This is a genomic window from Sporosarcina sp. Y1004, from assembly GCF_057669665.1.
Window position 1 is genome coordinate 60630 of sequence record NZ_JBYHFQ010000012.1, and the last position, 21742, is coordinate 82371.

23 protein-coding genes and 2 pseudogenes are annotated in these 21742 nt (G+C 34.4%); all 25 read left to right on the plus strand.

Going from position 1 to position 21742, the window contains the following annotated elements:
• Positions 1 to 83: 83 nt before the first annotated feature.
• The 25 genes and pseudogenes from AC25Y6_RS10145 (at position 84) to AC25Y6_RS10265 (ending at position 21416) form a co-directional block, all read left to right on the plus strand.
• Positions 84 to 1913 carry a polysaccharide biosynthesis protein gene (locus AC25Y6_RS10145; RefSeq protein WP_488142933.1) on the plus strand — a complete coding sequence of 610 codons (1830 nt, stop codon included), beginning with the start codon at positions 84 to 86 and terminating at the stop codon, positions 1911 to 1913.
• A 60-nt stretch (positions 1914 to 1973) separates the two neighbouring features.
• Entirely contained in the window at positions 1974 to 3341 is a 1368-nt protein-coding gene (locus AC25Y6_RS10150; protein ID WP_488142934.1) for a glucose-6-phosphate isomerase, read from the plus strand.
• Positions 3338 to 3589 (plus strand): hypothetical protein, encoded by a 252-nt coding sequence (locus AC25Y6_RS10155; protein ID WP_488142935.1) that lies wholly within the window; start codon positions 3338 to 3340, stop codon positions 3587 to 3589. Before AC25Y6_RS10150 ends, AC25Y6_RS10155 begins: the two co-directional genes overlap by 4 nt.
• Positions 3590 to 3592: 3 nt before the next feature.
• Positions 3593 to 3712, plus strand: a complete 120-nt coding sequence (locus AC25Y6_RS10160) for a hypothetical protein (protein ID WP_488142936.1) — start codon at positions 3593 to 3595, stop codon at positions 3710 to 3712.
• 103 nt (positions 3713 to 3815) lie between these two features.
• Positions 3816 to 4694, plus strand: coding sequence for a UTP--glucose-1-phosphate uridylyltransferase GalU (galU, locus tag AC25Y6_RS10165; RefSeq protein WP_488142937.1), 879 nt, complete (start codon positions 3816 to 3818; stop codon positions 4692 to 4694).
• A gap of 201 nt (positions 4695 to 4895) precedes the next feature.
• Positions 4896 to 6005: a DegT/DnrJ/EryC1/StrS family aminotransferase gene (locus AC25Y6_RS10170; protein ID WP_488142938.1), complete on the plus strand. Its 1110-nt coding sequence runs from the start codon at positions 4896 to 4898 to the stop codon at positions 6003 to 6005.
• 6 nt (positions 6006 to 6011) lie between these two features.
• Positions 6012 to 6683: a sugar transferase gene (locus AC25Y6_RS10175; protein ID WP_488142939.1), complete on the plus strand. Its 672-nt coding sequence runs from the start codon at positions 6012 to 6014 to the stop codon at positions 6681 to 6683.
• A complete protein-coding gene (locus AC25Y6_RS10180) occupies positions 6667 to 7185 on the plus strand; it encodes a GNAT family N-acetyltransferase (protein WP_488142940.1) in 519 nt (172 codons plus the stop codon). Before AC25Y6_RS10175 ends, AC25Y6_RS10180 begins: the two co-directional genes overlap by 17 nt.
• 1 nt (position 7186) lies before the next feature.
• On the plus strand, positions 7187 to 8245 hold the full coding sequence (locus tag AC25Y6_RS10185; RefSeq protein WP_488142941.1) for a DegT/DnrJ/EryC1/StrS family aminotransferase: 1059 nt from the start codon (positions 7187 to 7189) through the stop codon (positions 8243 to 8245).
• 38 nt (positions 8246 to 8283) lie between these two features.
• Positions 8284 to 9342, plus strand: coding sequence for a lipid II:glycine glycyltransferase FemX (locus AC25Y6_RS10190; protein ID WP_488142942.1), 1059 nt, complete (start codon positions 8284 to 8286; stop codon positions 9340 to 9342).
• A 2-nt stretch (positions 9343 to 9344) separates the two neighbouring features.
• Entirely contained in the window at positions 9345 to 10556 is a 1212-nt protein-coding gene (locus tag AC25Y6_RS10195; protein ID WP_488142943.1) for a glycosyltransferase family 4 protein, read from the plus strand.
• Between the two features lie 19 nt (positions 10557 to 10575).
• A pseudogene (locus AC25Y6_RS10200) lies at positions 10576 to 10758 on the plus strand (polysaccharide biosynthesis protein); the annotation flags it as partial.
• Between the two features lie 7 nt (positions 10759 to 10765).
• A complete protein-coding gene (locus tag AC25Y6_RS10205; RefSeq protein WP_488142944.1) occupies positions 10766 to 12001 on the plus strand; it encodes an O-antigen ligase family protein in 1236 nt (411 codons plus the stop codon).
• An 18-nt stretch (positions 12002 to 12019) separates the two neighbouring features.
• Positions 12020 to 13039: a polysaccharide biosynthesis protein gene (locus AC25Y6_RS10210; RefSeq protein WP_488142945.1), complete on the plus strand. Its 1020-nt coding sequence runs from the start codon at positions 12020 to 12022 to the stop codon at positions 13037 to 13039.
• Complete coding sequence (locus AC25Y6_RS10215; RefSeq protein ID WP_488142946.1) at positions 13039 to 14151, plus strand: capsular polysaccharide biosynthesis protein CapF; 1113 nt, start codon at positions 13039 to 13041, stop codon at positions 14149 to 14151. Before AC25Y6_RS10210 ends, AC25Y6_RS10215 begins: the two co-directional genes overlap by 1 nt.
• The gene (gene wecB, locus AC25Y6_RS10220; RefSeq protein WP_488142947.1) at positions 14152 to 15279 is read left to right on the plus strand and encodes a non-hydrolyzing UDP-N-acetylglucosamine 2-epimerase; all 1128 of its coding nucleotides are present in this window, start codon (positions 14152 to 14154) and stop codon (positions 15277 to 15279) included.
• Between the two features lie 4 nt (positions 15280 to 15283).
• Positions 15284 to 16387 carry a glycosyltransferase family 4 protein gene (locus AC25Y6_RS10225; RefSeq protein WP_488142948.1) on the plus strand — a complete coding sequence of 368 codons (1104 nt, stop codon included), beginning with the start codon at positions 15284 to 15286 and terminating at the stop codon, positions 16385 to 16387.
• Between the two features lie 37 nt (positions 16388 to 16424).
• A complete protein-coding gene (locus tag AC25Y6_RS10230; protein WP_488142949.1) occupies positions 16425 to 16715 on the plus strand; it encodes a hypothetical protein in 291 nt (96 codons plus the stop codon).
• Between the two features lie 169 nt (positions 16716 to 16884).
• Complete coding sequence (locus AC25Y6_RS10235) at positions 16885 to 17049, plus strand: hypothetical protein (protein ID WP_488142950.1); 165 nt, start codon at positions 16885 to 16887, stop codon at positions 17047 to 17049.
• A 354-nt stretch (positions 17050 to 17403) separates the two neighbouring features.
• Positions 17404 to 18345, plus strand: coding sequence for a glycosyltransferase family 2 protein (locus tag AC25Y6_RS10240; protein WP_488142951.1), 942 nt, complete (start codon positions 17404 to 17406; stop codon positions 18343 to 18345).
• 124 nt (positions 18346 to 18469) lie between these two features.
• A pseudogene (locus AC25Y6_RS10245) lies at positions 18470 to 18604 on the plus strand (hypothetical protein); the annotation flags it as partial.
• 107 nt (positions 18605 to 18711) lie between these two features.
• The gene (locus tag AC25Y6_RS10250; RefSeq protein WP_488142952.1) at positions 18712 to 18939 is read left to right on the plus strand and encodes a transposase; all 228 of its coding nucleotides are present in this window, start codon (positions 18712 to 18714) and stop codon (positions 18937 to 18939) included.
• 203 nt (positions 18940 to 19142) lie between these two features.
• On the plus strand, positions 19143 to 19415 hold the full coding sequence (locus AC25Y6_RS10255) for a hypothetical protein (RefSeq protein ID WP_488142953.1): 273 nt from the start codon (positions 19143 to 19145) through the stop codon (positions 19413 to 19415).
• A gap of 153 nt (positions 19416 to 19568) precedes the next feature.
• Complete coding sequence (locus tag AC25Y6_RS10260; RefSeq protein ID WP_488142972.1) at positions 19569 to 19739, plus strand: integrase core domain-containing protein; 171 nt, start codon at positions 19569 to 19571, stop codon at positions 19737 to 19739.
• Positions 19740 to 20096: 357 nt separating this feature from the next.
• Positions 20097 to 21416: a glycosyltransferase family protein gene (locus tag AC25Y6_RS10265; protein ID WP_488142954.1), complete on the plus strand. Its 1320-nt coding sequence runs from the start codon at positions 20097 to 20099 to the stop codon at positions 21414 to 21416.
• Positions 21417 to 21742 lie beyond the last annotated feature (326 nt).

A 21742-nucleotide genomic window follows, 5' to 3' on the forward strand; every position in this document is an offset into this window, starting at 1 on the left:
ATTGGTAAAATACTAAATACATAGTAATTAGCCATAAAGTCTCTAACAGATAAATAACTACTGCGAAAGGAGAAATCCCTGCAATGTCCATGAACAAAAGAATGAGTCTGCTAGTCATTGTTGACTCCTTAATCGTCATGTCATCCATCTATATTTGTTATTATATATTGCATCCAAACATAAGCATCTTCACGAACAAAATGCTGTTAATCAGTGTCATTACAATTCAAATTGCGCATCACACATTCGCGTGGTATTACGGACTCTACCGCAAGGCGTGGTCGTATGCGTCTATAGGGGAATTGAAGTCCATTTTCAAAGCGGTGACGTTAACGATAGTCGTCGTTGCGTTTGTGCAAATTGCCGTGATGCAAGATGTCTATATGAGAGCATTGGCCCTTACATGGATGCTGCACATCCTGCTAATCGGTGCATCGCGGTTGTCGTGGCGCGTTTTTAGGGACTCGTTCATTCGCCGTGATGACATTAATGCAAAAAGTACACTGATCATTGGTGCGGGACAAGCCGGCAGCATGATTGTACGTCAATTGTATCGAAATCCTGATTCGGGCATGAAACCCGTCCTTTTTGTAGACGATGACCGCGCGAAACACGGCCTAGAGATTTACAATGTGAAAGTAGCGGGGGGCACGAAACAAATTCCGAACCTTGTCGAAACACATGATATAGAGAAAATCGTCATTGCGATTCCTTCCATGACCAAGCAGCAAATGGCTGATTTGATGAAAGTTTGCATCGATACGGGTGTCAAGACACAAACCATACCACGCATTGAAGACTTAATGACTGGGAAAGTATCCGTCACCGATATGCAAGATGTGAAGATTGAAGATCTGCTCGGCCGAGACGAAGTCCAACTCGATTTGAAAGCCATCGCGGACAAGTTAACCGGTAAGACAATTCTAGTCACCGGTGCGGGGGGTTCAATCGGTTCTGAAATTTGCCGACAAGTGAGTGCGTTCAGACCTAGGCGTTTAATCCTTTTAGGACACGGTGAAAGTTCGATTTACAATATAGACATGGAACTGCGTCGTAAGGTTTCAACAGATATCGAAATCATTCCGATAATCGCTGACGTGCAAGATCGAATGCGCATTTTCGATATCGTGAGCGAATATAAGCCAGACGTCATGTACCACGCAGCTGCGCATAAGCATGTGCCTTTAATGGAAGCAAACCCGATGGAAGCTGTGAAGAATAACATCTTCGGTACGAAGAATGTCGCAGAGGCTGCAGACACATTTGGTGTTCCACACTTCGTTATGGTTTCGACGGATAAAGCAGTCAATCCCCCCAACATCATGGGTGCAACAAAGCGCTTTGCTGAAATGATTGTCCAGAACCTTGCGAAAGAAAGCACGACAAAATTCGCCGCGGTACGATTTGGCAATGTGCTTGGGTCCCGTGGCAGTGTGGTTCCTCTGTTTAAGAAGCAGATTGCCAGAGGGGGTCCAGTGACGGTTACGGATCCTGCGATGACACGGTACTTCATGACAATTCCGGAAGCATCACGCCTTGTGATTCAGGCAGGTACTTTGGCTGCAGGTGGAGAAGTCTTTGTGTTAGATATGGGTGAGCCTGTGAAGATTGTGGATCTCGCGAAGAACCTCATTAAGTTGTCTGGTTATAGTGAAGATGAGATTAGGATTGAATACTCAGGGATTCGACCTGGGGAGAAGTTATTTGAAGAGCTGTTGAATGACAATGAACGGCAGAGTGAGCATGTCTTTCCGAAGATATTTGTTGGGAAGGCGGAGCCGGTTAGTGCGCTTGAAATGGAGTTTGTGATTAGTAAACTCCTTGACATGGGTAACCCAGAGCTGAAAGAAACGCTTGTTGGGTTAGCTAATCGTAAGGTTCCGGTAGTTTCGAAGGAATTTACGACTGCTTAAAATAGACGGCGGGGTGCCAGATACTGACACCCCAGTAAATCACTATATGGAGGTGAAGCATTGGCGCATATCACGTTTGATTATTCGAAAGCAAGTTCTTTTTTCGGGAGTTATCAACTTTCCTTCTTAGAACAGACGGTGAAATCAATCCATCAAGAAATGCACAGCGAATCTAGTGTTCATAGAGAGTATTTAGGATGGGTAGACCTTCCTGAAAACTATGATAATGAAGAATTTGAACGTATTCAACAAAGTGCCCTCCATATAAAAGAAACGAGTGACGTTCTTCTTGTGATTGGAATCGGCGGATCCTACTTAGGTGCTCGGGCGGCCATTGAAATGCTGAATCACAGTTTCAACAATATGCTGCCAAGAGACAAAAGAGGATATCCACAAGTCATTTTCGTGGGTCATAACCTTAGCTCTACTTACATAACGCATGTTATTGAGCTATTAGCAAATAAGGACTTTTCCATAAATATCATTTCAAAATCGGGAACGACAACAGAACCAGCAATCGCTTTCCGGATTTTCCGAAAACTGCTTGAAGAGAAATATGGAAAAGAAGAAGCAAGAAAACGAATCTATGCGACAACAGATAAGCAAAAGGGTGCTTTAAAAAAGCAGGCCGATAAAGAGGGGCATGAAACGTTCGTTATCCCCGATGACATCGGAGGCCGTTATTCTGTATTGACTGCTGTTGGACTATTGCCGATTGCAGCAAGCGGAATAGACATACGCAGCGTTATGGCGGGTGCCTTGCATGCACAAAATGAGTTAACAAACCCGTTGTTGGAAGAGAATGCAGCCTATCAATATGCGGTGATTCGCAACATCCTGTTTCAAAAAGGAATGGCCATAGAAATGTTCGTATCGTATGAACCGGGCTTGCATTATCTTGCAGAATGGTGGAAACAACTATTTGGAGAAAGTGAAGGGAAAGATCGAAGAGGGATTTTCCCCGCTTCCGCCAACTTCTCGACAGACTTGCATTCATTCGGTCAGTACATCCAAGAAGGTCAACGCAATTTGTTCGAAACGATTATTAAAGTAAAAGAACCTATCCGTGACCTGATGATTGAGAGTGATGAAGAGAATATAGATGGATTGAATTATCTGGCTGGAAAAACGGTCGACTACGTGAACAGCAAAGCATTTGAAGGTGCATTGAATGCGCATATAGAAGGCGGCGTACCAGGATTAGTGTTTGAGATACCTAAGATGGACGCATATACATTTGGCTACTTAGTGTATTTCTTCGAGAAAGCCTGTGCGATGAGTGCTTATTTATTCGGTGTGAATCCGTTCGATCAGCCGGGTGTGGAATTGTATAAGAGTAATATGTTTGAGTTGTTGGAGAAGCCGGGGTATGAACGGAATAGAGAAGAGGTTGAAAGTCTAGAAGGTATACCGGGTGCCAGACATTGACACCATTCGCGTATTACCGTGAAATGTGGCAGCTCACTATAAAATCGCAAGGTAAGACAGTATTCGAAGGCTTGATGGACTTATATGAACGATTTGGTTATTACCAAGAGTCTACGCGTTCTGTCACGTTAACAGGAAAAGATGGAGCAGAACAAATCGAAGGAATTCTGGAAGGTTTCCGAACTCAACCACTTACTGTGGTGAATGGTGTAGCAGTAACGATCATCGAAGACTACGTAACGAGTTAAGCAATGGATATAGCTACTGGATTAAAAACGGTTATTGATTTACCTCAATCGAATGTACTTAAATATAAACTGGCTGATGGATCATGGTTTTGTATACGTCCTTCGGGTACAGAGCCGAAGTGAAAGGTGTATTTTGCGGTAAAGGGTGATTCGATGGAGAGAAGTTAGTGGCTTTAGAGAATGCGGTTATGGAAAGAGTGCTAGAGATGTAAAGGGAGGTCTTGCAATGAAAAAGGTACGTAAGGCGATTATACCAGCAGCAGGTTTAGGCACACGGTTTTTGCCGGCGACGAAGGCGATGCCGAAGGAAATGTTGCCGATTGTTGACAAGCCGACCATTCAATATATAGTTGAAGAGGCAATTGCATCAGGCATTGAAGACATTATTATTGTAACAGGAAAAGGGAAACGATCGATTGAAGACCATTTTGATAATAACTTTGAATTAGAAGAGAACCTTATACAAAAGGAGAAATTTGATGTACTAGAGAAAGTTAGACAATCATCAAATGTAGATATTCATTATATTAGACAAAAAGAACCAAAAGGACTTGGACATGCCGTTTGGTGTGCACGCAAATTTATTGGTGATGAGCCGTTTGCAGTCTTATTAGGCGATGATATTGTTCAGAGTAAAGTTCCTAGTTTAAAACAACTTATGGATCAATACGAGGAAACGCATGCTTCAATAATTGGAGTACAAACTGTACCAGATAATGAAACACATCGCTACGGCATTGTTGAACCTTCCATGCAAACTGGGCGTAGGTATGCGGTTGAAAACTTTGTAGAGAAACCTACGATGGGAACAGCTCCGTCGAATCTTGCAATTATGGGCAGGTATGTGCTCACTCCTGAGATCTTCATGTGTTTAGAAAAGCTGGAAACTGGAGCAGGTGGGGAAATTCAGTTGACGGATGCGATTCAACAGTTGAATCAGATTCAACGAGTGTTTGCTTATGATTTCGAGGGTAAGCGGTATGATGTTGGTGAGAAGTTAGGGTTTATTACAACTACGATTGAGTTTGCTTTGCAGAATCCTGAGATTAGAGATGGATTGATGGTTTATCTTGAGGAATTGATGGAGAAGAGAGTAGTTAGGTAGGTATTGGAGGTTTGTTCCCTTGTTCGTTTTTGTTTAATGGGCGAGGGATTTATGTTGTGTATAGTGTGACTTAAGGTTGGATGCTTAATTATTTTGTATTTAGTCGCTTAGTAGTTGGTTGGAAGGTAGGGAAATGTGAAATTCCAATTAAGTCCTAACTATCTAAAGAAGCAACATAACAGAGGAAGGAAGTCTTAGATAATGGGAGAACGAATATTCCTTTCATCACCACATATGAGTGATGAAGGCTATGAACAGCAGTATGTTCAGGAAGCTTTTGATACAAACTGGATTGCTCCGCTTGGTGAAAATGTAAATCAATTTGAAAATGAATTGGCAGCTAAGGTTGGTTCTAAAGCAGCGGCAGCACTATCCTCTGGAACAGCTGCCATTCATTTGGCTCTTAAAGCTGTTGGAGTAGGTGAAGGGGATATTGTTTTTTGTCCGACGCTTACGTTCTCAGCAACAGCCAATCCGATTATTTATCAAAATGCGAATCCGGTTTTTATAGACAGTGATTATGAGACTTGGAATATGTGTCCTAAAGCATTGGAAGAAGCTGTTATGAAGTATCCGAACGTAAAGGCTGTAATCGTAGTACACCTGTATGGTTTGTCGGCAGACATGGATAAAATCATGGAGATCTGTAAGAAGCATAATGTCGCGGTAATTGAAGATGCTGCTGAAAGTTTAGGTACATATTATAAAGGAAAACATACAGGGACTTTTGGAGATTATGGTATTTTCTCTTTTAACGGAAACAAAATCATCACAACCTCTGGTGGAGGGATGCTCGTTTCTGATAATGAAGAGCGAATTGCTAAAGCGAGATTCTGGGCTACTCAATCAAGAGATCAAGCAAGACATTATCAACATAGCGAATTAGGTTTCAATTACCGAATAAGCAATGTTGTTGCTGGAATCGGCAGAGGGCAACTTAAGGTGTTAGATCAGAGAGTTGAGAAGAAGAATTATATATTTGAGTTTTATAAGAGGGAACTTGGTGGACTTGATGGTGTTGAGTTCATGCCTAGCAATGAATGGGACGAACCGAATTATTGGTTAAGTGCATTGACTTTAAGTGGGAAAGTGAGGCCATTGGATGTTATGGATGCTCTTGAAAAAGCAAATATTGAGTCAAGGCCAGTTTGGAAGCCAATGCATTTGCAGCCATTCTTTGAGGAGTATGATTTTGTTGGAACGGATGTTTCAGAGAAGTTGTTTGAAAATGGTGTTTGTTTGCCGAGTGATACGAAGATGACTGATGAGGATTTAGAAAGAGTTGTGGAGATTGTTAAGGGGTTGTGGTGAGAATAAATGAAAAGATCTAAAGGTGGTATTTACAGAAGCGTTATTAAAAGACCTATGGATTTTATATTATCGTTAGTAGCAATTATAGTTCTAAGCCCAGTACTTTTAATTGTTGGTTTACTAGTGCGAACTAAACTTGGAAGCCCCGCGTTATTTAAACAAAACAGGCCAGGGTTGAATGAGGAAATTTTTATGATGTATAAGTTTAGATCGATGACAGATGAAAAAGATGAGAGCGGAGATTTGCTTCCCGATGGGGTTCGTTTGACCAATTTTGGGAGATTGCTTCGTTCGACATCTCTTGATGAACTTCCAGGACTTTTTAATATTTTAAAAGGTGATATGTCGATTATTGGACCTAGACCTTTAGCTGTTCAGTACTTACCTTACTATACGAAACAAGAAAAAATTAGACATTCTGTTAGACCAGGACTATCAGGATTGGCGCAAATAAATGGTAGGAATAATTCCACATGGGAACAGCGCTTTTCCTACGATATAAAGTATGTTAATGATATTTGTTTTATAGGCGATATGAAAATCATATTAGGAACAATTAAAAAGGCCGTTAAAAGGTCCGATATAGGTGAGCGTGGTGTGGACTCACCACCTGATTTTGATAAATATAGACAAAAAAACATGAACCAGGGGGTACTTCGAAATGAATATAATCGGTGAAAAAATATACTTACGGGCAGTAGAAATAACTGATAAAGAAGTACTTCTGAATATTATCAACGATAGTGAAACGGAGCATTCACTTGGAGGCTGGTCATTTCCTATTTCTAGTCTGAATCAGGAAGATTGGATTAAGGCTCAAAAACCAAATACACAAATTTTAAGATGTATGATTAATGACAAGGTAGATAACGAAACAATTGGTACAGTAATACTCTCAGACATTGATTATAAAAATGGCAACGCAGAGATCCATATAAAGTTACTGAACAATGGTAGGGGGAAGGGGTACGGAGCTGATACAATTAGTACATTGGTAAATTATGCTTTCAATGAATTAAGGCTTAAATGTATTTTTGCTCATGTTAATTCTTACAATATACCATCACAAAAACTTTTTGAGAAATGCGGATTTATTATGGAAGGTAATTTAAGAGGTAGAATCTTTAAACAAGGTGAATACCACGATGTCATAATTTTATCAGTTTTAAATGAGGGGTAATATGGAGATCGGTAGTGAGTTTTGGTTGAATAACCTACCTATTGTATCACGGAATAAAGCACCGAAATGGTTAAAAAAATTTGGAAATAGTATTTTAACCTCATCGGGTAGGGGTGCAATTAATCTGTTATTGCAACAAGTGAACCCTCAATATAAATCAGTGCTTATGCCAGCATATATATGTGAGTCAGTAATTCTACCATTTATTGAGAATGGTTATACTTGCTATTTTTATAAAATAGATGATAACTTTTCGGCGGACATTGAAAGTATTCAATCATATAAAAATATTGGTATATTTATTCATATGGGGTATTTCGGATTTCCGACAAATTCAAATTTAATGGATGTTCTTAAGAGTCTTAAAAATAGTTCTATAATAATCATTGAAGATATTACTCATACTTTATTTTCAGAATTCAATAGATCTGAAGAAAATGATTATTATATAGGGAGTATACGAAAGTGGTTTGGCGTACCTAGTGGTGGTTTTTTAGCTTCACCGAAGAGAAGTATTAAAGGACCTGAATTTACTAACGAAGTTTTTTCGGAATTAAGAACCATGGCGTTAATTAATAAAGGAAAGTATATAAATACTAATGATGAGAGTATCAAGAGTTTGTTCTTAAATCAATTTGCGGAGGCAGAAACACTTTTAGATAGAGACGTAACTACTTACTCTATGGATGAATTCTCAATTGAATTAATTAACTTATTGAATGTAGAAGAGTTGGTTAGTAAACGGAGAAAAAACTTTAAAGTGCTATCAGAAGGGTTAAAGCACGTTAATTATTTAAAGGCATCTTTTGATAAATTAAAAAAACATACATGTCCGATGTTTTATCCTTTGTTGATTAATAAAAGAAGAGATGAAATACGGAAAAGACTGACTGAAGAAAAAATTTATTGTCCAATACATTGGCCTATCCCTAATCAAATTAAAGATCGAAATTTGGACAATACAATAGGGATTTATAATACTATTCTTTCAATACCGTGTGATCAAAGATATGGAAGTAATGATATGGAAAGAATAATTTCTGTTTTGAAAAGTATATAGAACAAGATTGCGTTAGCTAAATTTAAGGAAGTGAATATATGTTATCAGTAATCACGATTGAGGAATCGGAAAAATGGGATAATATTGTAAAGAGCTTCAATGATTATGATGTATATTATCTTTCTGATTATACGAAAGCATTCAAAATTCATGGGGATGGGGAACCTACACTTTTCTATTATGAAGATCAACATATTAAAGCTATGAATGTTGTTATGAAAAGAGATATTTCAATAGATAAAAATTTTTCAGGAAAGATACCTGTAAATACGTTTTATGATATAACCACACCATATGGTTATGGAGGTTTTTTAATAGAAGGAAAAGCTACAGATACTAGCTTAAAGACTTTAGAATTAGAATATAGCTCTATTTGTAAACAAGAGGGCATTATTAGTGAATTCGTACGTTTCCATCCGGTCCTTAATAACAGTGAAAATGCAGGGTGTATTTATGATATTACAAAACTGGGAATAACAATTACAATGGACTTAATTTCAAGGAATCAAATTTGGAATGAATTAATTGGGAAAAATAGAAATGTTATACGAAAAGCAATAAAATCAGGTGTTAAAATTTTTTGGGGCAGAGATCATAAATTACTAGATGAATTTACTAACTTATACAAAGAAACTATGGATAAGGATAATGCAAATGAATATTATTATTTTGAAAAAGAATTTTATAATAGTGTTTTAAATGATTTGAAATATAATTCTTTGATTTTTTATGCTATGTATGAGGAGAAAATTATTGCTATGTCAATGATTATTTTTTCTAATCAACAAATACATTATCATTTATCAGCATCGGATAAAGAATATCAGTATCTTGCTCCGACAAACTTATTGTTATTTGAGGCCGCGTGCTGGGGCTGTGAAAATGGATATAAAACCTTTCATTTAGGCGGAGGACTTGGGAGTAAAGAGGATAGTTTGTATAAATTTAAAAAGGCATTTAATAGAAACTCAGATACTACTTTTTCGATAGGGAAAAAAATATTCTCTGAAGAAAAGTATAAGGAATTGTTATTAGTAAGACAAAGTGAATCGTTGTATGAAAGTAATATAAACTTTTTTCCGGAGTATAGGAGCTAAATATGAATATTATTTTTTTGACATTAAGCAATATTAATTCCATATATGAAAGTACAATCTATACTGACTTACTACGCGAGTTTATAAAAAATGGTCATAATGTAAATATCGTGAGTCCAAGTGAGCGGAGAAATAATAAACAAACTTATATTATAGAAGAAGATATTTGTAAAATATTAAAGGTTAAAGTAGGTAATATACAAAAGACAAGTATTATTGAAAAAGGTATTTCAACTATTTTGCTTGAAACTAATTATAAGTATGCAATAAAAAAGCACTTAAATAATATACAATTTGATCTAATTCTTTATTCAACCCCCCCCATTACATTAGCAAGTACAATTGAGTACCTTAAAAAACGTGATAAAGCTAGAACATATCTCTTGTTAAAAGATATTTTTCCACAAAATGCAGTGGATTTAGGTATATTAAATAAAAACGGGATGAAACGAGTTCTCTATGATTATTTTAGGTTAAAGGAAAAGAAGTTATATAAACTATCTGAACATATCGGGTGCATGTCACAAGCTAATGTAGATTTTTTATTAGAACACAATCATGAAATCCCTCCAAATATTATTGAAGTATGCCCTAATAGTATAGAGCCATTAGATATAAAAACAGAAGAAAAATTAATAAACGAGATTAAAAAGAAATACAACATACCATTTGGTAAAACAATATTTATATATGGGGGCAATCTCGGTAAACCACAAGGTATTGACTTCTTAATTGAGTGCTTAAAGGCTAATAAAGCTAACGAACAAGCTTATTTTGTTATAGCGGGCTCAGGGACTGAATTTAATAAGCTTAAAGCGTTTTTCATAAACGAACAACCAAATAATGCTCAGTTGTTTGAGCAATTACCAAAAGAAGATTATGATGTCTTAGCTAATTCATGTGATGTAGGATTAATATTTCTTGATAAGCGATTTACAATACCAAATTTCCCATCAAGACTACTTTCGTATATGCAAGCTTCAATGCCTGTGTTAGCAGCAACAGATGTAAACACTGATCTCGGACAAATTATTGAAACAGGTGAATTTGGATATTGGTGTGAGAGCAATGACGTTGAGCAATTCAATAAAAAAGTACAGCAGTTATGTGATGTAAAATCAAGGAAAAAAATGGGTGTAAACGCTAGAAGATATTTAGAAGAAAACTATACAGTGAAGCACTCATATGAAATAATCATGGGCCATTTTAAATAGAAGGAATGAGGTTTAGCTAATGTTCAGAGATAAAACTTTACTCATTACAGGTGGTACAGATTCTTTTGGGAATGCTGTAATACAGAGATTTCTTGATAAATACATAAAAGAAATCCTGATTTTCTTAAGTCAACAAAAAAAACAACATGATATGCGAAAGATATATATTCATAAGAAGCTAGGCTTTGGTAGAAGGGACATCGTGGAATTTGACTAAAAGTAAATATAATTTTATTCTTCTATTTTGTTTTTTTCCGATTTACTTTACAACCTCAGGTATTTATCAGTATTCGGTAGAGGATTTTTTTCTTCAACAAGGTTTAGTATTACCTTTAACTACAGTTCTAGGTGCTATTTCTTTTATTATAATTTTAACAAATATTATTAAAGAAAATAAATTGCAATTTAAAAGCAGCACTATGTTATTATTTTCAGTAATTATTTTATTTTATGTAATTTTTATTCATACTTTTGTAGGTATTTTATTTTACGGTAAATTTACGAGTGTTATTTTGAACGCTCAGTTTGCTACAGGTCTTTTAGGAATTTTCATATCAATCTATTTTGTGAAGTATAGAAAAATGAAAATAGAGGAAATCTTTTTTGGTATTTCTGTAGTGTTTCTAATAGCTATCTTGCTAAATATATTTTTTTCTATAAGTAAAGTAGGCTTTGTACAAACATTTAGTAGGAACATATATGCATCTACTCCCTTTGGTGGTATATATCATATTTGGATTTACTATCCTTTTATAGTGGCTATCGTATTTCTATTTGCTTTGCCATTTTGGGAGAAAAAAAAGTTCCTTTTTATACCAGTATATACTTTAATTACGCTATATTTATTTGCTATACAGGTTAAAGGGGCAATTATAACATATGTTTTAGGTTTTATTTTTTATTATTTATTTTTTTCTAGAAGATATCGTTTATACAAAATTTTAGGTTTGTTTACTGCTTTTGTTACAATGCTTGTTGTCTTGCCAAAAGAATTTATATTAGGAAGATTTACCATGTCTGGGACATCCATTGTTAGTGGTAGAGAGCATGTTTGGTCAGATTATTTAGTGTCTGTTTCAAAAGATCCCTTACATATAATTAGGGGGAGTTTCACAAAATCCACAACAATAGAAGAAGGCACTTTAAAAGGGTTCCATAGTTATCATAATCAATATTTGGAAATCTTAGATAATTACGGAATTTTCATTTTTCTTTTCTTTTTACTTATATTGTTTTCGTTTTTAATAATTGTATTAAAAAATATAAAAAAATTAGAAGGTGAAAATGCAAAACTATATCAATACTGGTTTTTTTTGATATTAATTCATTTTATTATTGACTTAAATGTGAATGTACCTTTAAGAGTAACGAATCCAAGTATTATTTATTTCTTTTATTGGACTACGTTGTTTTTACATCTAAAGAAGCAAGCTTCAAAAAATTGATAGAAATGAGGGGAATATATGTTTAAACAAAAAATATTATTAATTTCTGGGGGAACTGGTTCTTTCGGAAATGCAGTAATGGAGCGGTTTTTACACACAGACATTAAAGAAATACGTATTTTTTCTCGAGATGAAAAGAAACAGGACGACATGCGTAAAATTTATAATAACGATAAACTAAAATTTTATATTGGTGATGTTAGGGATTTAGCGAGTGTTAGATACGCTATGAATGAAGTAGACTACGTATTTCATGCAGCTGCGTTAAAGCAAGTACCATCATGTGAATTTTTCCCTATGGAAGCAGTTAAAACAAATGTAATTGGGACAGAAAATGTATTAAATGCATCGATTGAATATGGAGTGAAAAAGGTAATTTGTCTCTCTACTGATAAAGCCGCATACCCAATAAATGCAATGGGTATTTCTAAAGCAATGATGGAAAAAGTTTTTGTTGCAAAAGCAAAAACTGTTTCACCTGAAAAAACATTAATATGTGGTACAAGATACGGTAATGTTATGGCTTCTCGCGGTTCAGTTATACCGCTTTTTGTGGAACAATTGAAAGCGGGAAAACCGCTTACGGTAACTGATCCAGACATGACTCGTTTTTTAATGAGTTTAGAAGAAGCAGTTGAACTTGTAATATTTGCATTTCAAAATGCGAATGCTGGCGATATTATGGTGCAAAAATCACCGGCGTCCACAATAGCAGACTTAGCACAAGCAGTGAAAGAATTATTTAATGCTGATAATGAAATAAAGATTATCGGAACAAGACATGGTGAAAAACTTTTCGAAACGTTATTAACGAGAGAAGAAAATGTTGTGGCTGATGATTTAGAAGGTTTTTATAGAGTTCCAGCAGATAATCGTGATTTAAATTATGAAAAATATTTTGAAGATGGCGATAAAAAACTTTCATCAGATGAAGAATATAATTCTCATAATACGTACCGTCTTACAGTTGAACAGATAAAAGATAAACTATTAAATTTACCTTACATTCAAGATGAATTGAAGGGATGGAGTAACTAGTGAAAATTCTTGTAACAGGTGCATCTGGATTTGTTGGAAAAAACTTAGTTGCTGAGTTGAAAAATAAAGGCTATGAGGACTTATTTTTATATACAAGAAAAAATTCATTGGAAGATTTGGAAGAGTATACAAAGGAATGCGAGTTTGTCTTTCATTTAGCAGGTATAAACCGACCAGAAGATGAAAATGAATTTATGGAAGGTAATTTTGAATTTACATCTACACTACTAGAACTGTTAAAGGTTAATGGAAATAAAGCTCCTGTACTTATTACATCATCTACTCAAGCAGAGAAGGATAATCCTTATGGTAGAAGTAAAAAGGCGGGTGAGGATTTATTATTTGATTATCAAAAAGAAACGAATGCAAAAGTATATGTTTATAGATTGTCTAATGTATTTGGTAAGTGGAGTAAACCTAACTATAATACCGTGGTAGCTACTTATTGTCATAATATAGCTAGAGGCTTTGACATTCAAATAAACAATCCAGATGCAGAACTTAATTTATGTTATATAGATGATATATTAGAAGAATTTACAAAAGCTTTAAAAGGTAATCCAACTTTCCAAGATAATTATTGTGTCGTTCCAGTAGCACATACTATTAAACTTGGAGAATTAGCAAACCTTATAAAAAGTTTTAAAGAAAGTAGAACAAATTTAAGTGTTGCTAATATGAAAGATGCCTTAACTAAAAAAATTTATAGTACATATTTAAGTTTTTTACCGGAAGATCAATTCTCCTATGACTTGAAGATGAATATTGATCAAAGAGGATCATTTACAGAGTTTATTAGAACACCTGAAAGAGGACAAGTTTCTGTAAATGTATCGAAACCAGGCATCACAAAAGGGAATCATTGGCACCATACAAAAAACGAGAAATTCTTAGTAGTTAGTGGTAAAGGGGCAATTCGATTTAGAAAATTAGATTCTGAAGAAATTATTGAATATAAAGTAAGTGGAGAAAAGTTAGAGGTTGTGGATATACCTACTGGATATACACACTCCATTGTAAATATTGGAGAAAATGACCTTGTAACAGTAATGTGGGTAAATGAATGTTTTGATCCAGAGAAACCAGACACATATTACTTGGAGGTAGAATAAATGAAGAAATTAAAAGTTATGACAGTAGTTGGTACACGTCCAGAAATTATTAGATTATCAGCTGTCATCAACAAATTAGAAGAATCAAATGCAATAGAACATATATTAGTTCATACAGGTCAGAACTATGATTATGAGTTAAATGAAGTGTTCTTTAAAGATTTTAATTTAAAGAAACCAGATTACTTTTTGAATGCAGCTACTGGGACAGCCATTGAGACAGTAGGGAATATTCTTATTAAGATTGATCCTATATTAGAAGAAGTTCAACCTGAGGCATTCTTAGTATTAGGTGATACGAATAGCTGTTTATGTGCTATTGCAGCTAAGAGAAGACATATTCCAATATTCCATATGGAAGCTGGAAATAGATGCTTTGACCAAAGAGTACCTGAAGAAACAAATCGTAAAATAGTCGACCATACGGCTGACGTTAATCTAACTTACAGCGATATTGCAAGAGAGTATTTGTTAAGAGAAGGATTACCAGCGGATAGAATTATAAAAACAGGTAGCCCGATGTTCGAAGTTCTTAACTCAAGAAAAGATGATATTGAGAAATCAGATGTGTTAGAAAGATTAGAACTTGAAGAAGGTAGATATTTTGTAGTATCTGCACACAGAGAAGAGAATATTAATTCAGAAACAAATTTCTTAGATTTAGTTATTACTTTAAATGCTGTTGCAGAAAAGTATAATATGCCTGTGATTGTCAGTACTCATCCTAGAACGCAAAATATGATTAATGCTAAAGGGGTGGAGTTTAATCCATTGGTGAAAATCATTAAACCTCTAGGTTTTAATGATTATGTAAAACTTCAAATTAAAGCTAAAGCTGTGCTTAGTGATAGTGGAACGATTAGTGAAGAGTCTTCTATTCTTGGATTTAGTGCATTAAATATTAGACAAGCTCATGAAAGACCTGAGGCGATGGAAGAAGCATCGGTAATGATGGTAGGACTTAAGAAAGAAAGAGTTTTACAAGGTTTAGTGATATTAGAAACACAAGATAAAGATACTTTAGGGCTTGTTGAAGACTATTGTATGCCTAATGTATCAGATAAGGTTCTGAGACTAATTTTGTCATATACAGATTATGTGAATAGGGTTGTTTGGGGGATTAAGTAATCTAATGAAAAATAAAAAAAAAGTTTTATTAATTTCACCACTTCCTCCTCCTACTGGTGGAATTGCAACTTGGACAAAAAATTATCTTGAATTTTGTGAGAGCGCGGATATATCTTTAAATATAGTTAATACAGCTTTAACAGGAGAGCGACTAAAAGATAATAGCAAAAGAAATATAATTGATGAGATTTTCAGAACAAAAACTATACTAATGAGTTTACATAAAGAATTAAAAAATAACAAACCAGATATAATTCATTTAAATAGTGCATGTGGTCAATTAGGCATAATACGTGATTATTTAGTATCGTTTATATCTAAAAGAAAAGGAGTACCCATCTTACTTCATTTACATTGCAACATAGAAGATCAAATAAGAAACAAAGTAACTGGCTTTTTTTTAAAAAAATTAGTAAATGACTCTAATCAAGTAATCGTTCTTAATCAAAGTTCTCAGCAATATGTTTACACTAAATATGGTATAAAGGCAAAAAAATTACCTAATTTCATTTCTGATAAATGGATTTTAGAGGGTGAAAAGTATATAACTGCAACTGTTAAAAGGGTGTTATTCGTAGGGCATGTCCAACCACAAAAAGGAATAAATGATATTCTCGAAGTTGCAAAAAAGTTTAACGAAATAAAGTTTATTATTACTGGGCCTCTAAAGAGTACTTATAGCAACATAGATTTATCAGAAAATGTTGAAATGGTTGGGGGAGTGTCTCCTGAGGCGGTAATAGAATTATTAGATACTGCTGATATATTTTTATTTCCCACTCGTAGTGAAGGGTTTTCAATAGCACTTGCAGAAGCAATGGCTCGAGGTGTTCCAATAATTACGACGCCGGTAGGAGCTAACCAAGATATGATTGAAGAAAGCGGAGGGGTAATTGTACCTATAGGTGATATTATAGCTATTGAAATGGCTATTAATACCCTTAACAATCCAGAGGTGAGAAAAAGAATTTCTAGATGGAATATAAAAAAAATACAAAATAGTTATACCATTAATACAGTTATAAACGATTTATTTGAAATTTATGATAAAATATATTCACATAATAGACATTATAATTCGGAGGTTAATGAGCGAAAAAAAATATAGGACTTCTAATTTCAAGTTTAAACGTAGGAGGCGCAGAATGGGTTGTATCAAGGCTTTCAGATATATTAATGAGTATAATATATCTGTAATTCTTTTTGATGGCCAAAATAATAAGTATGATTATAGTGGTAAGCTTATAGATATGAGTATAGGTGCTAACAGAGGAAGTATAGTTTCTAAATTAACAATGTTATATAGAAGGGTAATATATCTGAAAAAAATAAAGAAAAAAGAAAATTTGTATGCTGTAGTAAGCTTCTTAGATAGTCCTAACATTTTTTCTAGTAATACAAAGTGTAAGGTAATCGTGTCTGTGAAGTTTTTTTAGAAAAAGAAAAAAATATATCAATTCTTAGCAGGATTACTGATTATGTTATGAACAGAAAGCTACTTCAATTGTACCAGTTGAGAGTTATTAGATAATAAATATAGTGGTAAAGAAGAAAACATAAAGACCATTTATAACCCAGATATTGAAGCAATAGAAAAACTTTCACTTGAACCTAAAAGAACCAGATTTAATAGATATTTCAGATATAACATATGCAAATTTTGGGATATTGGTTCCTGCATTAGAAATTGAAGAAAACTGGGAACCTTTAAATTATACTCATCAAGATAAAAAGCTTGCTTTAGCAATGTTAGAATTATTTAAAGGATGAAAGTACTTTAATACATTACTCTAAAATGACATATAAGAGGGCTAGTTCTTTTGATTATATTAGATGTAGAGATGAGTTTATATCATTAATGGAGTCATGAGTCACCTCTGTTAGAATAGAAGTCGTACGAGGCTAACGTGATCATTAAGTAAACAACACGGAGGTTAATCGATAGGATAGGACGAAATGATACACGCTACACACCAGAACAAAAAGCGGAAGCGATCACACGCATGATGACACCGAATAATGAATAGAGGCCAAACGTATTCTTTCTTTTTTGTTGTTTGGTAATAATTTGAAGATAAAAATACTTATTATGAGAAAAAGTAATTTTTGTAGGAGGTGAAGTTTGTGAGTACTTTAATATCAGTAATTATGAGTACCTATAATGAAAAATTAGTCTGGATCGAAAAAAGCATTAATTCAATCCTTAATCAAACATATAGGAATATTGAGTTTATTGTAATATTAGATAACCCTAGTAATTTAGAATTAATAAATTTATTAAGTGAATATAGTAAACGTGATAAAAGAATTAAAGTAATTATAAACGAAAAGAACTTAGGGTTAGTAAAAAGCCTGAATATTGCACTAAAACATTGTAAAGGGAAATATATTGCGAGAATGGATGCAGATGATATTTCTAGTTTAGATAGATTAATTATTCAGAAAAAATATCTTGAAGAATATAATTTAGATTTTGTATTTTCTAGTATGATTCTCATAGATGAGAATGATAACGAATTTCAGGAAACAAATCGGACTGAACTAACTCATTTTCAAGTAAAGAAAATGTTGAAAATGGCGAATATTTCAAATCACCCAACTTGGTTCCTTAAGAAAGAAGTATATGACAAACTAAATGGTTATAGAGATGTTTTATATTGTGAGGACTATGACTTTTCACTTAGATGCTTGTTACAAAGCTATAAAATAGGAAAAATTAATCAAAATCTTTTGATGTATAGAGTAAGGAAGAATAGTGTGTCTCGTAGTAATGCACTTGAACAGTTTTTAAATGCAAGAGGGATATTGAAATTATATAAAAAGGGTTATTTAGAAAATACTGATTTAGTCTACAATTTAACTGAGAAGATACAGATTAATGTAAATAAGAAAGTAAAAGATGATTTTGCAAGGGCAGAAATACAGTTCAGAAATGGAATAGAAATGTTCAAGAAGAGCAATAAATTTAATGCTATTTTATGTATCACTAGTTCTACTTTTGTGAGTAAATACCATGCTTTAAAAAAAATTGATTCCTTTATATACAAACTTAAAAATAAATTTTAGAGGTTGTTATCCCTTCTGTTAGGATAGAAGTCGTAATAGGCTAACATGGTATGATTAAGTAAACAAAACGTAGGTTATAGATATGACAGGGAAAAATAATACACGCTACTAACCAGAACGAAAAGCGGAAGCGATCAAGCGCGTGATGCCACCGAATAATGAACACGTAGCGAAAATTTCAAAAGAAGAAGGTATTACAGAAGTGACGCTGTACAAATGGCGCAAGGGTGCAGGCGCAGCCGGGATGGCAACACCGTGAAATGGACAAATAAGTGACAATTGGAATAGCCAGGATAAGTTTTTAATCGTGATGAAGACATTTGCGATGAATGAGGTGGAACTCGCAGACTATTGTCGTAAAAGGGCTTGTATCGAGAACAGATTGAAGCTTGGAAGGGTGTTTGTCTTCAAGCAAATGGACAAGCTTTCGATCAAGCGAAGCAATTGAATGTGCAGTTGATAGAAGAAAAGAAACGTGCAAAAGCTTTGGAGAAAGATCTCCTCAAAAAAGAGAAAGCACTAGCGGAAGTCGTGGCATTACTCCTTTTGCGAAAAAAGGCCCAAGCGATATGTGGGGACGACGAGGACGAATGATTGACCCATCAAATCGCGCACTCGCAGTAGAATGATTCAAGAAGCCAATCAAAACGGTGCGCGATTAGCGATGGCTTGCCAGGAGTTAAACATTAGTGTGCACACGTATGGTGGCGTAAGGTTGATCAGCGACCGCTTACGGAAACGACCGACACCCGAAAAATAAATTGTCACAAGAATAAAAAGCCGAAATTATCACGATTGTGAAACAAACAGAATATGCGGATTTACCGCCAGCGCAAATCGTTCCAAAGCTCGCCGATCAAGGCACCTATATTGCGTCAGAATCTACCTTTCACGATATTTTACGGGAAGAAAAGATGCAAATTCACCGTGGTCGTAGTAAAAAAACGGAGCGTAGAATTCCAGAAAGTCATCTAGCAATAGCGCCAAATCAAGTGTGGACATGGGATATTACTTGGTTAGGTGGACCCGTGAAAGACTTGTGTTACATTCCAATAACGGTAGCCCGATGAATGCCGCGGCATTCTTGGTTTTACTGGAGAAATTGGGCATTCAAAGTTCCTTTTCAAGACCACGTGTGAGTAACGATAATCCGTATTCAGAAGTAATGTTTCAAACGCTCAAATATCGACCCGATTTCCCGAACAAAGGCTTCGGATCACTAAATAGAAGCGAGGCAATGGGCCCAAACATTTTTCCATTGGTACAATGAGATGCATTTGCATAGCGGACTCAATTACGTGACGCCTGTACAATGTCACACCGGAGCACATCTGGCTGTCTTAGAAAAACGAAAAGAAGTGTACGAATTGGCAAGGGAAAAGCATCCAGAGTGATGGGCACGGAAAACGAGAAATTGGACTCCACATGAACAAGTGGCGTTAAACCCGATGAAAGAGGAAGAAACAGAGACTGAAAGCTAAATCCCCCCTTTTCCTAGAGATAAGCATGGATTTCGCATCCCATTCTTATCACCAGGCCAGCAAGCGCAGCGCGGTAGCCTTGATTGAACTTTGGGATTTATTAGTTGTCTGAAATGAGATATGGAGAAAATTAAACTAGCTAAATGCGACAACTATATTGACAAACACCGATATGAACAGCGAAAAAGTGATTAAAAGTTCAATTGAACGTATGTAATGCTAGTGCTATGAATTAAATAGGGAAAATTTAAAGGCAGGGTGAAAATAATTATGAATTATATTTTTGTAGAAACCTCTTCTAACATGGGAGGAATTGAGAACTTGATTATAGAAATGACTATGTATTTAACGGGAAAAAATAATAATGTAATAATCATTTCTAGGCAAGACCAAAATCCTCATTATAAAAAAAAATTTCAATCAAACTTGAATGTCAAATTTATAAATTTAAACATGCCTGATATTTTAGAGAATTCAAGCAAGATGGATATACTTACTGTGAAAGAAGATTTCAATAAAAGTGGAGTAGTAAAAGAAAATGAAGATTACAGTGTAGTTGCTCCTTATTTTGATAATTTACAATTGGCGATGTTTTTATTTTATAAACAAAAAAATGTAAAATTAATTCACTTATGGGGACACCCTGAAGATTGGAAAAACACTTTATTTATAAAAAGTACAATGAGTCAAAAAAGAAAAAATAACCAGAAATATATCTATCAGAAAAACTTGTTAACTTACCTAGACAAAAAAAATGCTCATTATTATGGATCTGCAACACCAGTTCTATATAATAATTGGTATTATAAAATAGACCTATTATTAACTAGAATTGCAACTTTGCCAATAAAAAATATTGAGTTTGAAACTCAATATAAATATGATATTTCCAAAAAAAACTTAAAAGTATTATGGTGTGGAAGGTTTGATTATTGGAAAAATGAAGCTATTATAGAAATTCATGAAACTTTAGAAAGACTATCTGCTGAATTTCCAGATTATCAACTTGAATACTCCATAATAGGATATGGATGCGGAAACTATCCAGATGAAGTTTATGAGCGTATTAACGAACGAAGTGTAAAGGTGAAGTATCTTGGTTTTATTGAGAGTGATCAACTTTCTGAAGTCATGAGAAATTATGATGTAGGTATTGGTATGGGATTGTCAGTGAAAAAAATGGCTCAAGTAAAATTACCTGCGATTGTGATAGATTCTGTAGATAAGGATCATCTCGAATATTTAAAAGCAGATTGGTTGTTTAATACTAAAGATGGAGATGCAGGGGATGGTTATTACTTTCAATTAACAGGTAATAATATAGAAGGTAGAAAGCGTTTAGAGGAAATTTTACATGAGGTTCTTATTTATCCGGAAATGTTGAATAAGTACTCTTCGTTAAGCTATGATTATGTTTTAAAGCACTATGAGGAAAATAAACAAACGAAAGCTTTTTTGAACGCCATAGAAAAATCTGAGTTTACTGATATTACATATCCTATTTACAGAAAAAAAAATATGCAACGAATGTCATTTCATATTCTTAGAAGTGTTTACAGGACTGTGAAAAAAGTAGTGAAGAAAAAATAAAAAATTATAAAATACATGAATGATAACTTAATAAAATTCTTTTCTTTTTCTTATGGTAGTATAGTATCGATGGCGTTAAGATCTATAAGTATTCCAATTTTGATAAGAGTTCTTATCTCAGATGAATATGGAAAAATAACTGTATTTGTTATAATTACAGGTATTTTTGCTACCATTTTATCATTTGGATTCAGAGCAATCTTTTGTTAGGTTTTTTATGAAGAAAAATCAGTGACCCTTCAAATCGCGCACTAGCTGTAGAATTAATTCAAGATCCAATCAAGACGGTGCGCAATTAGCGATGGCTTGACAGGTGTTCCACATTA

Coding starts and splice junctions, on each gene's coding strand:
- AC25Y6_RS10210 (WP_488142945.1), top strand. CDS start 12,020: ATGTTTAAACAAAAAATATTATTAATTTCTGGGGGAACTGGTTCTTTC.
- AC25Y6_RS10225 (WP_488142948.1), top strand. CDS start 15,284: ATGAAAAATAAAAAAAAAGTTTTATTAATTTCACCACTTCCTCCTCCT.
- AC25Y6_RS10145 (WP_488142933.1), top strand. CDS start 84: ATGTCCATGAACAAAAGAATGAGTCTGCTAGTCATTGTTGACTCCTTA.
- AC25Y6_RS10265 (WP_488142954.1), top strand. CDS start 20,097: ATGAATTATATTTTTGTAGAAACCTCTTCTAACATGGGAGGAATTGAG.
- AC25Y6_RS10175 (WP_488142939.1), top strand. CDS start 6,012: ATGAAAAGATCTAAAGGTGGTATTTACAGAAGCGTTATTAAAAGACCT.
- AC25Y6_RS10185 (WP_488142941.1), top strand. CDS start 7,187: ATGGAGATCGGTAGTGAGTTTTGGTTGAATAACCTACCTATTGTATCA.
- AC25Y6_RS10180 (WP_488142940.1), top strand. CDS start 6,667: ATGAATATAATCGGTGAAAAAATATACTTACGGGCAGTAGAAATAACT.
- AC25Y6_RS10170 (WP_488142938.1), top strand. CDS start 4,896: ATGGGAGAACGAATATTCCTTTCATCACCACATATGAGTGATGAAGGC.
- wecB (WP_488142947.1), top strand. CDS start 14,152: ATGAAGAAATTAAAAGTTATGACAGTAGTTGGTACACGTCCAGAAATT.
- AC25Y6_RS10195 (WP_488142943.1), top strand. CDS start 9,345: ATGAATATTATTTTTTTGACATTAAGCAATATTAATTCCATATATGAA.
- AC25Y6_RS10160 (WP_488142936.1), top strand. CDS start 3,593: ATGGATATAGCTACTGGATTAAAAACGGTTATTGATTTACCTCAATCG.
- galU (WP_488142937.1), top strand. CDS start 3,816: ATGAAAAAGGTACGTAAGGCGATTATACCAGCAGCAGGTTTAGGCACA.
- AC25Y6_RS10230 (WP_488142949.1), top strand. CDS start 16,425: ATGGGTTGTATCAAGGCTTTCAGATATATTAATGAGTATAATATATCT.
- AC25Y6_RS10190 (WP_488142942.1), top strand. CDS start 8,284: ATGTTATCAGTAATCACGATTGAGGAATCGGAAAAATGGGATAATATT.